Origin of the sequence: Microbacterium sp. AG1240, assembly GCF_003635115.1 — a bacterium.
Lineage (GTDB): Bacteria > Actinomycetota > Actinomycetes > Actinomycetales > Microbacteriaceae > Microbacterium.
Window position 1 is genome coordinate 189,678 of sequence record NZ_RBXJ01000004.1, and the last position, 12,875, is coordinate 202,552.

Annotated in this window: 15 protein-coding genes; 8 read left to right on the forward strand and 7 right to left on the reverse strand. The window is 69.8% G+C overall.

Annotated features, from left to right (window positions below; translation table 11 throughout):
* Positions 1–95: 95 nt before the first annotated feature.
* Entirely contained in the window at positions 96–1,139 is a 1,044-nt protein-coding gene (locus DEU34_RS15810; protein ID WP_121151958.1) for a LacI family DNA-binding transcriptional regulator, read from the forward strand.
* A gap of 86 nt (positions 1,140–1,225) precedes the next feature.
* On the forward strand, positions 1,226–1,456 hold the full coding sequence (locus DEU34_RS15815) for a hypothetical protein (RefSeq protein ID WP_121151959.1): 231 nt from the start codon (positions 1,226–1,228) through the stop codon (positions 1,454–1,456).
* Positions 1,457–1,459: 3 nt separating this feature from the next.
* Here the strand turns inward: DEU34_RS15815 and DEU34_RS15820 are convergent, their stop codons facing one another.
* Positions 1,460–1,858, reverse strand: coding sequence for a pyridoxamine 5'-phosphate oxidase family protein (locus DEU34_RS15820; RefSeq protein ID WP_121151961.1), 399 nt, complete (start codon positions 1,856–1,858; stop codon positions 1,460–1,462).
* Between the two features lie 176 nt (positions 1,859–2,034).
* Between DEU34_RS15820 and DEU34_RS15825 the strand changes: the two genes are divergently transcribed.
* On the forward strand, positions 2,035–2,748 hold the full coding sequence (locus DEU34_RS15825; protein ID WP_121151962.1) for an alpha/beta fold hydrolase: 714 nt from the start codon (positions 2,035–2,037) through the stop codon (positions 2,746–2,748).
* Positions 2,749–2,764: 16 nt separating this feature from the next.
* Here the strand turns inward: DEU34_RS15825 and DEU34_RS15830 are convergent, their stop codons facing one another.
* On the reverse strand, positions 2,765–3,121 hold the full coding sequence (locus tag DEU34_RS15830) for a DUF2834 domain-containing protein (RefSeq protein WP_183042526.1): 357 nt from the start codon (positions 3,119–3,121) through the stop codon (positions 2,765–2,767).
* Positions 3,122–3,294: 173 nt separating this feature from the next.
* On the opposite strand from DEU34_RS15830, the gene DEU34_RS15835 reads away from it, so the two are divergent.
* The 3 genes from DEU34_RS15835 (at position 3,295) to cls (ending at position 7,076) form a co-directional block, all read left to right on the forward strand.
* Positions 3,295–3,741, forward strand: a complete 447-nt coding sequence (locus tag DEU34_RS15835) for a VanZ family protein (RefSeq protein WP_121151964.1) — start codon at positions 3,295–3,297, stop codon at positions 3,739–3,741.
* A gap of 148 nt (positions 3,742–3,889) precedes the next feature.
* Positions 3,890–5,545 (forward strand): alpha-amylase family protein, encoded by a 1,656-nt coding sequence (locus DEU34_RS15840; protein ID WP_121151966.1) that lies wholly within the window; start codon positions 3,890–3,892, stop codon positions 5,543–5,545.
* 40 nt (positions 5,546–5,585) lie between these two features.
* Complete coding sequence (gene cls / locus DEU34_RS15845; protein WP_121151969.1) at positions 5,586–7,076, forward strand: cardiolipin synthase; 1,491 nt, start codon at positions 5,586–5,588, stop codon at positions 7,074–7,076.
* 154 nt (positions 7,077–7,230) lie between these two features.
* Here the strand turns inward: cls and DEU34_RS15850 are convergent, their stop codons facing one another.
* Genes DEU34_RS15850 through DEU34_RS15860 form a run of 3 tightly spaced genes read right to left on the reverse strand, consistent with a single transcriptional unit; the run spans position 7,231 to position 10,203 of the window.
* Positions 7,231–8,331, reverse strand: a complete 1,101-nt coding sequence (locus DEU34_RS15850; protein ID WP_121151971.1) for a HAMP domain-containing sensor histidine kinase — start codon at positions 8,329–8,331, stop codon at positions 7,231–7,233.
* Between the two features lie 43 nt (positions 8,332–8,374).
* On the reverse strand, positions 8,375–8,977 hold the full coding sequence (locus DEU34_RS15855; RefSeq protein WP_121151973.1) for a DNA-binding response regulator: 603 nt from the start codon (positions 8,975–8,977) through the stop codon (positions 8,375–8,377).
* A complete protein-coding gene (locus tag DEU34_RS15860) occupies positions 8,974–10,203 on the reverse strand; it encodes a sensor histidine kinase (protein WP_183042527.1) in 1,230 nt (409 codons plus the stop codon). Before DEU34_RS15860 ends, DEU34_RS15855 begins: the two co-directional genes overlap by 4 nt.
* A 185-nt stretch (positions 10,204–10,388) precedes the next feature.
* Between DEU34_RS15860 and DEU34_RS15865 the strand changes: the two genes are divergently transcribed.
* Positions 10,389–10,880 (forward strand): small multidrug efflux protein, encoded by a 492-nt coding sequence (locus DEU34_RS15865; RefSeq protein ID WP_121151977.1) that lies wholly within the window; start codon positions 10,389–10,391, stop codon positions 10,878–10,880.
* A 52-nt stretch (positions 10,881–10,932) separates the two neighbouring features.
* On the opposite strand, the gene DEU34_RS15870 is transcribed toward DEU34_RS15865, so the two are convergent.
* Complete coding sequence (locus DEU34_RS15870; RefSeq protein ID WP_121151979.1) at positions 10,933–11,592, reverse strand: response regulator transcription factor; 660 nt, start codon at positions 11,590–11,592, stop codon at positions 10,933–10,935.
* Positions 11,593–11,679: 87 nt separating this feature from the next.
* On the opposite strand from DEU34_RS15870, the gene DEU34_RS15875 reads away from it, so the two are divergent.
* Complete coding sequence (locus DEU34_RS15875) at positions 11,680–12,309, forward strand: M15 family metallopeptidase (RefSeq protein WP_121152076.1); 630 nt, start codon at positions 11,680–11,682, stop codon at positions 12,307–12,309.
* Here DEU34_RS15875 and DEU34_RS15880 read toward each other — a convergent pair.
* Positions 12,246–12,854 carry a trans-aconitate 2-methyltransferase gene (locus tag DEU34_RS15880; protein WP_259460207.1) on the reverse strand — a complete coding sequence of 203 codons (609 nt, stop codon included), beginning with the start codon at positions 12,852–12,854 and terminating at the stop codon, positions 12,246–12,248. The two genes, DEU34_RS15875 and DEU34_RS15880, sit on opposite strands and share 64 nt — an antisense overlap.
* Positions 12,855–12,875 lie beyond the last annotated feature (21 nt).

Below are 12,875 nucleotides of genomic sequence, written 5' to 3' on the forward strand. Positions count from 1 at the left end.
GCATTTCACCGGTGCTGGTGTTTCGTTACATCTAGATTTCGGCGGTCGGCAGCCCTCGCCGCCGTCGTGTGTGCCGCGACGCATAGGATCACCGGGTGGCCTCCTCCCCAGCGAAAGACACCGCACCTCGCGACCGGGCGACGCTGCGCGACATCGCCCTCGATACCGGGCTGTCGATGAGCACTGTCTCGCAGGCGCTCCGCGGCGCCGGTCGCATCAGCGAGGCGACGCGCGCTCGCGTCGCCGAAGCATCCACCCGGCTCGCATACCGGGCGAACGTCAGTGCGCTGCACATGCGGGGCGCCCGCACCGGACTCGTGGGGCTCGTCGCCACCGTGCCCGACTCGACGTCGTGGAGCGTGGGCGATCTCGACTTCCTCGTGCGATGCGAGCGCGCGTTCTGCGATGTCGCGCTCGGGAGCGATCGCTACCCGGTGATGCTGTCGGGTTCGTCGGTGTCGGGCGCGATCGGCGTGCTGCCCGTGGACGGCGTCGCGGTCATCGACCCGGGACCGAACGACCCGCTGCTGCGTCTGCTCGAAGAGCGGGGTGTGCCCCACGTGACGCTCGGTCGAGACGTGTTGAGCGACGCCACGGATGAGTGGGTCGTCGACAACGACAAGTCGGAGATCACGCGGGTCGCGCTCGACGGTCTGTATGAGCGGGGGATGCGCCGGTCTCTGATGTTGATCGCCGACACCGGGCAGAACTACATGACGGATGTGGCGCAGGCCTACGACGCATGGAGCGATGCGCACCCCGACGTCGCGACGACCACCGCCGTGCTGCCGCTGCCTTTCGATGCCGCACAGGCTGCACGGGTGGTGTCGGACGCATGCCGCGACGGGGTGGACACGATCTATCTGGCCGTAGAGCCGGCGCTCACCGCGGTGCTCGATGCGGTGGCCGCCGTGGGCCTCAGCATTCCCGACGACGTGCAGCTGCTCGCCACGACCGACAGCACGCGTGCACAGTCGCTCGTTCCCGCCATCTCCGCGGTCGATCTGCAACCCGCCGCGCTGGGGGAGAGGCTCTTCGAACTGCTCGAGCAGCGCGTGAGCGGCGCGGTTCCCGATCTGGTCGAACGCCTCGTACCCGCCGACGTGCAGTGGCGGGGCAGTACGCGCGCGCTCGTCTGAGGCGCTGGCACATGCGGCGGCCCCTGTCGACCCTCTCTCGCACGGGAGCGCGCTCGGCATGCTGGGTGCAGTCGAAAGGATTCACGATGAGCGACAGCAGCAGCATCCGCCCTTCGTCCGACGGTGACGCCACGCAGGCCGACCTCGAGCAGCTCGCCGGGGGTGAGCTCGAGAACCTGCCGCCCGCGCCCGAGGGTTCTCCCGACCACGGGGGCGAGCCCGATCCCGACGAGGTCTTCGTCGCTCCCGAGGGATCGGGCCCCTACGCCGACCGCGAGGTGGTCACCGACGAGCGGACGGGCTCGGCCGAGGTCTGAGCTCTACTCGCCGGAGTAGTCGCGCGCCCAGCTGACCTCGGGTTCGATGTAGAACGCGGTCAGTCCGGCGCGCACGTCGTACGGGGCGCCGGTGTACTTCTCGGAGATCCGGTCGACGATCGGCAGTGCGTCGTCACCGGTGATCCGTTCGACCACGCGTCCGCGCACGAACGCCGAATCGAGCGGATTCGCGGGGTTGGTCACCGACACCGCGAGACGCGGATCGACCTGCAGGTCGCGGTCTTTGCGGGAGTCGGCCATGGTGAACATCGTGAGGCGGTCGCCCTCCACGCCGATCCACACCGGAACGGTGTGCGGCGCTCCGTCGGGGAGCAGCGTGGCCACGTGCACGACCTGGTCGCGCTCGAAGTAGGGGCGGACGTCGTTCCAGCGCTTGCTCATTCGCTTCTCCTTCGTTGGGGCTGTCTTCTCGACAACCGGCCCGCGCGGCGGGGTGTTCCCTTTGGCGCGCGCCTCGTCTGCGTCGACCGTGCCCGTTTCCGCCAAGAGTGCTCGCTTTTTCGGGCACCCCCGGCAGGAACGGACACCCTCGGCGACGCCCCCGCTACGTTGGCGTCATGAACGCGACGGCGGACCACCCCCGGCGGCGCTGGCTGCTCCTGCACGGGACTCCGCTCGGTCCGGCCGTGTGGGCCGAAACCGCGCGCGCCCTAGGGCAGGCTGCCGTGCTCACGCCCGACTGCCGGACGGTGCCCGCGGGGAGCGATCCGCAGCGCCGCCTCGCACACGACCTCGCCGCTCGATTCGACGGTGACCTCGACGTCGTCGGCCACTCGTTCGGCGGACAGGTGGCCCTGGAGGTGGCGCTCGCCGCACCTGAGCGGGTGCGCTCGCTCACGATCCTGTGCAGCCGCGATACGCCGTTCCCCGCGTTCGGCGCCGTGGCGGATGCCGTCGCCTCCGGCACCGGCGTCCCCACCGTCGAGGCGAGCCTGGCGCGCTGGTTCTCCGCGGCTGAGCTCGCCGGTGACGCCAACATCGTCGAGCTCGCGCGGAGCGAGCTCCGCGCAGCATCCTTCGTCGACTGGTCCCGGGCGCTCGCGGCGATAGCGGTCTACGACAGCTCCGCTGTGACGCCGGCGCTTCGGATACCCGTGAATGTCGTCGCCGCCGGACACGACGCCGTCTCGACGCCCGACGCGATGCGTGAAATGGCGGCGCGTATTCCGGGTGCGCGTTTCGCGGTGCACGAAGACTGGTTCCACATGTCGCCGTTCGTCGATGCTGGGGCGCTCGCTCGGCTGCTGCAGTCGGGTCGCGACCGCAGCTGACAGATGCGTGGCCGGATCAGCCGTCGCCGGCCTCGCGCGCCGCGATCTTGCGCTCCCGCATCGCGAGGAAAAGCGGGAACGTGAAGGCGAATGCCGTCACCGCCGAGAGCACCACGTACAGCCACGCGCGCTTCATGCGGAGCCGCCGGGCCTCGGCGAAGATCAGCACCACCCCCGCGATCGCGACGACCAGCAGGTCTACGCCGATCGACGACACCGCCGGGCCGCCCCCGAACAGGTCGGCGAAATAATTGCGTCCTTCGACGACCGTCCAGACGTTCAGCGCGAAGGTCCACACCAGTCCGACGACCGAGAGTGCGAGGTAGATGAACGCCCGGGGCGTCCAGTGCTTCGTGATCGCGCGTTCGCTCATGCTCGCACCGTACTCCCGCGAACATGAGTTGCCGCAATGCGGGGCTTCCCCAGGGGTCGTGCGCCCCATTCGCGGCAACTCGCGTGCGACTCGAACGCATACGCTCCCGCAACATCGCAGCGGGTGGACTCGTCACGCCGGCCTGCCCGAGGTCGGCGGAAAGGGCCGCTTCGATGACCGCTGCCACCACCCGCAGCATCCGCCTCTTCGCCGCCGCGCTCGCGGTGGGAATGGTCGCCCTGCTCACGCTCGCCCCGAGGTCGGTCGTGTCGCCCGCGCGCGGGCAGTTCATGCGACTGATGGATGCTTCGCTCGCCCCGCTCGTCGATGCCATCCCCTACGGCGACGCCGAGCGCGTGCTCAACGCGCTGCTGTTCGTGCCTCTCGGTGCGACGATCGCCCTCCTGCTGCATCGCCGCGCGTGGCCGCTCGCGGTCGTGGCGGGCTTCGGCCTGTCGGCGGCGGTGGAGTACGCCCAGGCGTCGATTCCGGGGAGGGTCCCAGACCTCGACGACGTCTTCTGGAACACACTCGGCGCTGTCGTCGGCGTCGCCGTCGTCACGGTTCCGCGCATAGCCGGCGCGATCGTGGCCCGCATCCCGCACCGCGCGCGGCGGTGAGCCCATACATCATCGAGACCCGCCACCCCTGCGACCCGCCCAGGTCGGCGCGGTAGAACGGAGGGACCAGCCGCCACCGTCCCACCGAGAGGGCTCCGATGACGACCACCCCGTTCCGCGCACCCGACCTCCGACCGGAGGCCGTGCGATGAGACTCACCGACACCAGCGACCTGTGGTGGAAGACCGCGGTCTTCTACAACCTCGACGTCAAGACCTACCTCGACACCGACGACGACGGAGTGGGAGACCTGCGCGGACTCGCGCAGCGCCTCGACCATCTCGCCGAGCTCGGCGTCACGTGTCTCTGGCTCGCGCCGTTCTACCCGTCTCCGCAGCGCGACAACGGCTACGACATCCAGGACTACTACGGCGTCGACCCGCGCTACGGAACCCTCGGCGACATGGTCGAGGTGCTCCGCACCGCCCACGACCGCGGCATGCGTGTGATCGTCGACCTCGTCGTGAACCACACGTCCGACCAGCATCCGTGGTTCCAGGAGGCTCGCACGAGCCCCGACAGCCGCTACCGCCACTTCTACCAGTGGCGCGACGACGTGCCCGACGATGCGCCCGCGAGCATGTTCCCCGATGCCGAAGACGGCGTGTGGCGGTTCGACGAGACGGCCGGGCAGTACTACAAGCATTCGTTCTACCGGCACCAGCCCGACCTGGCCACCGATCACCCCGAAGTGCGCGAAGAGATCGCGAAGGTGCTCGGCTTCTGGCTCGAGCTGGGCATCGACGGATTCCGCGTCGACGCCGTGCCGTTCCTCATCGACGGCGACGGCGGTCCCGAGCACGAGTACCTCCGCACCCTGCGCGGCTACGTCTCGCGGCGGCGCGGGGCGGCGATGCTGCTCGGCGAAGTCAATTTGCCCTACGACGAGCAGCTCGCCTTCTTCGGCGACTCGGACGGCGACGAGCTCACCATGCAGTTCGACTTCGTCGCCAACCAGCGGCTCTACCTGGCGCTGGCGCGACAGGATGCGGCGCCCCTGCGCGACGCACTGCTCTCCCGCCCCGCGATCGCCCTCGGCAACCAGTGGGGCAACTTCGTGCGCAACCACGACGAGCTCACTCTCGATCAACTGAGCGCCGACGAGCGCGACGAGGTCTTCGAGGCTTTCGCGCCCGAGAAGGGGCAGCGCATCCACGATCGGGGGATCACCCGTCGCCTGCCATCGATGCTCGAGGGCGATCCACGCCGCATCCGCATGGTCTACAGCCTGATCTTCTCGCTGCCGGGAGCCCCCGTGCTCTACTACGGCGAGGAGATCGGTATGGGAGAAGATCCCCGCGTCACGGGCAGCCGCGCCGCGGTGCGAACCCCGATGCAGTGGACGGATGCTGCCGGAGCAGGCTTCTCCGACGCCGACCCCGACGACATGGTCGCGCAGGTCGTGGCGGGCGGGTTCGCTCCGCAGCACATCAACGTCTCGCAGCAGCGGCACGACCCCGGGTCGTTCCTGCGCTTCGTGCAGGAGCTGATCCGCACGTATCGGGCCGCCCCCGAGATCGGTTGGGGCGAGCTGGCGATCCTCGACCAGCCGCACTCCTGCGTGCTCGCGCATTCGGTGACGAGCGAACTCGGGATGCTCGTCGCGGCGCACAACTTCGCGCCCGACGGACGCACGTTCCGCATCGACGTCTTGGGCGCCGATGAAGGCTGGCGCGTCGTCAGCCTGCTCGGCGACGACCCCGCACCGGTGACGCTGGACGAGGGCGGATTCGACGTCGAACTCGGCGGGTACGGCCACCAGTGGTGGCGCGTGATCCGGCCGGGGGAGCGGCGGATCGCGTAAACGTGTGCACGGCGCCCCCCAGGACTGAAAGGATCAGCAGATGAACTGGCGCGCCCTCGTCTCCCGGATCCCGGCCCTGGTCAAGACGCTCTCACCGGTCGTCTTGGTGGTCGACATCGTGATCCGCGTCGTCGCCGTCATCGCCGTGCCCCGCAACCGGCGTCCCACGTCTGCCATGGCGTGGCTGATGGCGATCTTCATCGCGCCGATCCCGGGCAGCCTGCTGTTCGGCCTCTTCGGGAGCTCGAAGCTCCCGCGCGACCGGCGCACTCGTCAGCGCGAGATCAACGACCTGATCCTCGAGCACACGCAGGGGATCGACGAAGAGATCGCCGACGACCCGCGCCCGCCGTGGTTCGCGTCGGTCGCCCAGCTGAACCGCACCCTCGGCGCGATGCCTCTGCTCGAGGGCAACGCCGCGCGTCTGTACCCGCACTACGAGGGCTCGATCGCGGCGATGACGGATGCTGTCGACGCGGCACGCCGGTACGTGCACGTGGAGTTCTACATCCTCGCGCGCGACAAGACGACGACCGGCTTCTTCGACGCGCTGAAGCGCGCCAGGGAGCGCGGCGTGCAGGTGCGCGTGCTGTTCGACCACTGGGCGACGATCACAAACCCCGAGGGTCGCAACACCCGACGCTGGCTGGAGGAGAACAGCATCCGTTTCGAGGAGATGCTGCCCTTCCACCCCACGAAGGGCATGTGGCGCCGCCCCGATCTGCGCAATCACCGCAAGATCGTCGTGGTGGACGGCAAGATCGCCTTCACCGGTTCGCAGAACATGATCGACAGCAGCTACAACAAGAAGGGCAACATCCGCCGCGGCCTGCAGTGGGTTGACCTCATGGTGCGGCTGGAAGGACCGGCGGCCATCGGTCTCGATGCGCTCTTCATCACCGACTGGTACAGCGAAACGGACGAGCTTCCGGATGTGTCCGACGTCGACGAGATGACCGTCGACCACAGCGACCCCGGCACGTTCGAGTGCCAGGTGGTGCCGAGCGGCCCCGGATTCGACGGCGAGAACAACCTCAAGCTCTTCAACGCGCTCGTCTACTCGGCGCAGAAGAGACTCATCATCGCGAGCCCGTACTTCGTGCCCGACGACTCGATGCTCTACGCCATCACGACGGCCGCCGAGCGCGGAGTCGACGTGCAGCTGTTTGCGTGCGAGGTGGCCGACCAGTTCCTCGTCTACCACGCGCAGCGGTCGTACTACGAGGCGCTGCTGCGAGCGGGCGTGCGGATCTTCCTCTACGAGAAGCCGATCGTGCTGCACTCGAAGCACTTCACGGTCGACGACCAGGTCGCCGTCATCGGGTCGAGCAACATGGACATGCGCTCCTTCAGCCTCAACTTCGAGGTGTCGCTGCTCGTCCACGGCCGCGAATTCGTCGACGACCTCCGCCACATCGAGGACGACTACCGGTCGCGCTCGAAGGAGGTGCTGCTCGAGGAGTGGTTGCAGCGCCGCGTGCCGGTGCAGGTGCTCGACAACGTCGCTCGCTTGACCGCCACCGTCCAGTAACCCGGCAGCGCTCCGTCGCGAGCAGCCGGTCGCCCTGAGCGGCGGTTCGTGCGCAGAACGCAGGACGAAACCCGTCCCGTGGCGCCGCGCGGGCCACTGCAGCGCCGTTCTTCCTGGATTCTGAACCGCAGACGGCTCAGACGGGCACGCCGCCTCAGCGCGGCAGCACGACGCGCACGAGCAGACCGCCCTCGGGGCGCGCCGTCACGTCGAGCGCCCCGTCGTGGGCGCGCACGATCGACGCCACGATCGCGAGGCCGAGGCCCGTGCCCTGGTGCCCCGACTCGCTGCGTGTGCGTCCGGCGCCGCGCACGAACGGCTCCGTCAGCGTCGCGGCGACCGCGGGGTCGAGGACGGCGCCGCTGTTCTCCACGGTCAGCGCCGCCCATCGGTCGCCCGGCGTCACCGTCAGCCTCACCCAGCCGCCGGGCTCGTTGTGCACGATCGCGTTGTGCAGCAGGTTCGCCGCGAGCTGACCGATCAGGGCTGGATTCGCCGCGATCTCGGCGGGTGGCAGCGACACCTGACCGCGGATGCTGCGCGCCTCCGCCTCTGCCTGCACGTCTTCCAGCGCGATCGAGGCGACCGCCGCGAGGTCGATCGTCTCGATCGAGAGCGCGCCCCGGCCGACGCGGGCGAGGGTGAGGAGCGCCTCGGTCGTCGCGATCGCCCGGTCGTTGGTGGAGCCGATGCGCTGGAGCAGCACGTCGACGTCCCGCCCCGCCGGGTCGGCCTGGCCGACCTCGACCATCGTGCGGATGATCGCGTGCGGCGTGCGCAGCTCGTGGGAGGCGTTCGCGGCGAAACGCCGTTCCTCGGCGATCGTGTGCTCCACCCGGTCGAGCATCGTGTCGAGCGCGTCGGCCAGGTCGGTGAGCTCGTCACGTCGTCCGGGGAGGGCGACGCGCTGGTCGAATCGTCCGTCGCGCACGCGGCGCGCAGCATCCGCGATCCTTCCCAGCGGGCGCAGCACGAGCCCGGCGAGAACCCAACCGCCGATCAACCCGAAGACGACGAGGCCCGCCAGCGCCCACCACGCGTACTTGACGAAGACGTCGATCAGGTCGCCGCGGTTGGGCACGTACTCACCCGTCGGGCGGTAGAGGTTGCCGTCGGGTACGTACCGCAGCAGCAGGAACCCGACGACGAACAGGGCGATGCCGGCGACGATGAGGAACCCGGCATAGCTCAGGGCGAGCTTCGCCTGAAGCGAGAGACCCCGGGCGCGAGAGGGGCCCGCTCCGGTCACCGGCATGCGATCAGCCTAGGTCGATGCCCGTATCGCCGACGTATGCCGCTCAGATCCAGCCGCGTTCCTGCGCCACCACGGTCGCCTGCTGGCGCGTGGCCACCGAGAGCTTGCCGAGGGCCGACGACACGTGGTTGCGCACGGTGCCGGGGGAGAGGTGCACGCTCGCGGCGATCTGCGCGATCGTCTCGCCGCGCCGGCCGGCTCGGAGCACGTCGAGTTCGCGGTCGGTGAGCGGGCTGCGCTCGTCGGCGAGGGCGTCGGCGGCGATCTCGGGGTCGACGTAGCGGCGTCCTGACGCGACGCGCCGGATGATCTCGGCGACCTCCTCCGCGCGGCGCGACTTCGGCACGAACCCCTCGACTCCGGCCTGCAGCGCGCGCCGCAGCACTCCGGGCCGGGCGTGCCGGGTCACCACGATGCACCGGGCGGCGCTCTTGCCGCGCAGTCGCTCCGCGACCTCCACGCCGTCGAGCCCGGGCATCTCGAGGTCGAGGAGGCACACGTCGGGCTCGACGCGCAGTGCCTCGGCGACCGCGTCGGTTCCGGTGCGGCACTCCGCCACGACCTCCAGGTCGTCTTCGAGTCGCAGGAGCGACGCCAGAGCCGTGCGGATCATGTCTTCGTCGTCGGCGATCAGAACGCGGATCATGCGAGCTCCTCCAGATCGACGGATGCTGCGTCGGCCGGCAGCGATACGGTCAGCGCGAACGTCGTGCCCTCGCGAGAGACGCGCACCTCGCCGCCCACCGCTTCGGCGCGTGTCGTCATGCCGTCGAGCCCCGATCCCCACCCGGTGTCGTTGTCGCCGGGGTCGTCGTTCGCGATCCGGTACACCCACCGGTCGGCGTTCCGCACGAGCGACAGCGACGCGTGCCGTCCGCCGCCGTGCTTGAGCACGTTCGTGACGCTCTCCCGCACGATCGGTCCGAGCGCGTCGATGCGTCCGACGTCGGTGTCGACGTTTGTGGCCACCTCCAGCCCCGCGGACCGCAGCAGGTCCGCCGCGTTCTCGAGCTCGTCGGGCAGAGGCACGCCTCGGAACTGCGATGCGAGGTCGCGTGTGCCCTGGCGCGCGTCGTCGACCGCGGCGCGTGCCCGCGCGATCTCGCGGGCCGCGCCCGCGGGGTCGTCGCGTTCCAGCAGACGTTCGGCGAGCTCGAGCTGCAGCGCGATCACCTGCAGGTGGTGACCCTGCAGATCGTGCACGTCGTTCGCGAGGCGCAGTCGCTCACGCGTCGCGGCCAGTGCGCTTTCTGCCTGCCGGGCCCGGTCGAGTTCGAGCACGATCACCCACCACCACATCGACGAGGCGAAGGTGGCGGGCAGCAGGGTCGTGAACAGCGCCGGAACGTAGAGGTCGGATCGCGTCGACAGCGCCGGCGCCTCGACGATCCACAGCGCGATGAGAACGACGGTGAGTCCCGTGACCACGCGCCACCGGATGCCGCTCGGCCAGGCGCGCGCGCTGAGTGCCCCGGCGACGACACCGACCCCGGCCAGCCATGTTCCGGTGGCCACCCCCAGCAGACACGCGGCCACGAGCATGATGACGAGGCCGACCAGCTCGCCGAGGCGGAGTGCGCGACGTTCCCCGTCGTGTTGCGCGATCGCGCTCGGCCGATACTCGCGCAGCAGCACGGCGAGACCGCCGACCGCGAGGATCGTCGCTGCAAGGCCCAGCCACAGCCCCAGCTCCACCCGCCCGGCGGTGTCGTCGTATCGGAGCGCGATCCATGCGACCCACGACAGCGGGGTGATGACCTGGAAGAAGACGAGCGCGGTCGCGGTGTACCACCAGGTCGCGGTGACGCCACGGCCGAGCGCGCGGTCGCCGATGCGCGCACCGCGGTCGGGGGCACTCGTCGGCGTGGTCATGTCTCCACGGTAGCCAGCCGTGGGTGCCCCGTGCCGTCCGGCCGCAGGGTCGTGACATTCGTCATGGGTCGGTGGACGCATCCTCCCGGCCGGACGTGACACGACGACACTGCCGGCGGCGGGGCGTCGCGGATGGGATGGAATCACCGCCGCTCGCACAGGGCATCCCCACGGAAAGGCTCCCCATGAACCCCGTCGCCGACCTCATCCTCGGATTTCAGAACCTCATCGCGCAGCTTCCGGAATGGGCGCAGCCCCTCATCGTCTTCGTCGCCGGTGCGGTGCCCTTCATCGAGGGCGAGGGCGCAGCATCCATCGGCATCATCGGCGGCATCAACCCGGTGATCGGCGCCACCGCCGGTGCTCTCGGCAACTTCGTCGCCGTCGCCATCGTCGTGTTGCTGGGGGCGCGGATCCGCGCCGCGCTCACGAAATCGAAGCCCGCCAAGCCGGCCTCGGCGCGCCGGGAGAAGTTCCAGAGAGCGTTCCACCGCTACGGCGTGGTCGGCGTGAGCCTGCTCGGGCCGCTGCTGCTGCCGACCCACTTCACCGCCGCGGCGCTGGTCGGGTCGGGCGTGCCCAAGGCGCGGGTGCTGCTCTGGCAGGGCGTGGCGATCGTGCTCTGGACGACGCTGCTGACCCTGATCATCACGGGTGTCATCGCCGTCGCGGTCTGACTCTCTCGACTCGGCGCCACCGCACCTTCTGTGGGGAAGGGCGGTGGCGTCGTCATACCGTCATGCGGTAACCGACGCCGGGCACCGTCTCGATGACCCACGGCTCTCCGAGACGCTTGCGCAGGGTCGAGATGGTGATGCGGACGGCGTTGGTGAACGGATCGGCGTTCTCGTCCCACGCCCGTTCGAGCAGGTCTTCCGCGCTCACGACCCCGCCCCCGGCTGTCATGAGAACGTCGAGCACGGCGAACTGCTTACGCGTGAGGTTCACGTAGTGCCCGTCTCGGAACACCTCGCGCCGGAACCGGTCGAGCCGCACTCCCGACACCTCGATCACGGGAGGCGTGGATGCTGCGGGCCGCCGGCCGAGCGCGCGCAGCCGCAGCACGAGCTCGCGCAGCGCGAAGGGCTTGGTGAGGTAGTCGTCGGCGCCGCTCTCGAACCCCGTCGCCTTGTCGTCGAGGCGGTCGGCCGCCGTGAGCATGAGCACGCGGGGCGAGGCGGGTTCGGCTGCCAAGCGCCGCGCGATCTCGTCGCCGTTCGGCCCGGGGATGTCGCGGTCGAGCACGACCACGTCGTAGGTGTTGACGGCGAGCTGCTCGAGGGCGGTGTCGCCGTCGCCGGCGATGTCGGCCGCGATGGCCTCGAGGCGCAGCCCGTCGCGGATCGCTTCGGCGAGATAGAGCTCGTCCTCGACGATCAGCACGCGCATGTTTTCAGCGTAGAGCGGGGCACGTATCGCGGTCGTATCGTTTCGCGCGTACGGCGCGACAACATCGGCCCGCGTGGGATGGGCATCATGCTCACGCTCGATGCTCCCGCTCCCGCTCCCGCCACTCCCGTCCGTCGTTCGTCCGCGCGGAGGCGCCGGGTCGCCTTCGTCGTCGCCGGGGTGATCGCGGCGACTCTCACCGCCGCCGTCATCGGTGTCGCGGTCACCGGCACGTTCTCGGAGGCTGTCGCGCCCTTCACCAAGCTCGTGCCGTTCTCACCGACGGCAGAAGACGGCCTCATCGCCGAAGGCGAGACCGTGACCCTCGACGACGAGGTGCCCGCGATCGCCCGCCTCGACCCCGACCTGCGCGATGCGATGCGCGCCGCCGAAGCAGATGCGGCGTACGACGGCCTCTCCTTCCGGGTGATGAGCGGATGGCGGAGCGTCGAGTACCAGGAATGGCTGCTTCAGGATGCGATCGAGCTCTACGCGAGCGAGGAGGTCGCTCGCCAGTACGTCGCGAGCCCGGACCGCTCCACCCACGTCACCGGCGACGGCATCGACATCGGCCCCATCGATGCGCAGTTCTGGCTCATGACGAACGGCTCCCGCTACGGCATCTGCCAGACCTACGCGAACGAGCGGTGGCACTACGAGCTCGCCACCGACCCGGGCGGGGTGTGTCCCGAGATGAAGTCGGATGCCGCATCCTGAGAGGGCGCGTTCCGCCACACGAGCGAGTATCGCCACATCGGATGCTGTCGCCAGAGCACGCCCGGAAGGATCTCGGTGGCGCAACGACGAACCTCGTTGTAGGTGTGCGGCGGGGGCCAGACGGTCGGAGCGGAGTGCTCCCACAGCGTTCTGCGGCGTGCGTACCACCGGTGCTGGAGTGCGCCGATCACGCCGCGCAGGTGGTCGCCGGGTGAGGACGCTCGGGCCAGGCCGATGATCACGAGAACGCCGCCCGGTGCCGTGAGGTCTCGGAGTCGCGACAGGCCGGCGGCCATGTCGGGAAGGTGGTGGATGGTCGCCACGGAGGCCACGACATCGAAGGGTCGCTCGACATCGAGCTGCATGATGTCGCCCGGCACCCACACGATGTCGGGACGACCCACGGCCGCACGGGCGAGCACCTCGGCGTCGATGTCGACGGCGGTGACGTCGGGCACGGCGTCACGAAGCTCGCGCGCGAGCAGACCGTCGCCGGTGCCCACGTCGAGCGCTGACCTCGCGCCGCGGGGGACGGCGGCGGTCACGATGCCGTGCAGGTGGATGTT

Bases quoted from the DNA above. Each gene is read 5' to 3' on its own strand.
- DEU34_RS15815 (WP_121151959.1), top strand. From the start codon at position 1,226: ATGAGCGACAGCAGCAGCATCCGCCCTTCGTCCGACGGTGACGCCACG.
- DEU34_RS15820 (WP_121151961.1), bottom strand. From the start codon at position 1,858: ATGAGCAAGCGCTGGAACGACGTCCGCCCCTACTTCGAGCGCGACCAG.
- DEU34_RS15825 (WP_121151962.1), top strand. From the start codon at position 2,035: ATGAACGCGACGGCGGACCACCCCCGGCGGCGCTGGCTGCTCCTGCAC.
- DEU34_RS15830 (WP_183042526.1), bottom strand. From the start codon at position 3,121: ATGAGCGAACGCGCGATCACGAAGCACTGGACGCCCCGGGCGTTCATC.
- DEU34_RS15835 (WP_121151964.1), top strand. From the start codon at position 3,295: ATGACCGCTGCCACCACCCGCAGCATCCGCCTCTTCGCCGCCGCGCTC.
- DEU34_RS15840 (WP_121151966.1), top strand. From the start codon at position 3,890: ATGAGACTCACCGACACCAGCGACCTGTGGTGGAAGACCGCGGTCTTC.
- cls (WP_121151969.1), top strand. From the start codon at position 5,586: ATGAACTGGCGCGCCCTCGTCTCCCGGATCCCGGCCCTGGTCAAGACG.
- DEU34_RS15850 (WP_121151971.1), bottom strand. From the start codon at position 8,331: ATGCCGGTGACCGGAGCGGGCCCCTCTCGCGCCCGGGGTCTCTCGCTT.
- DEU34_RS15855 (WP_121151973.1), bottom strand. From the start codon at position 8,977: ATGATCCGCGTTCTGATCGCCGACGACGAAGACATGATCCGCACGGCT.
- DEU34_RS15860 (WP_183042527.1), bottom strand. From the start codon at position 10,203: ATGACCACGCCGACGAGTGCCCCCGACCGCGGTGCGCGCATCGGCGAC.
- DEU34_RS15865 (WP_121151977.1), top strand. From the start codon at position 10,389: ATGAACCCCGTCGCCGACCTCATCCTCGGATTTCAGAACCTCATCGCG.
- DEU34_RS15870 (WP_121151979.1), bottom strand. From the start codon at position 11,592: ATGCGCGTGCTGATCGTCGAGGACGAGCTCTATCTCGCCGAAGCGATC.
- DEU34_RS15875 (WP_121152076.1), top strand. From the start codon at position 11,680: ATGCTCACGCTCGATGCTCCCGCTCCCGCTCCCGCCACTCCCGTCCGT.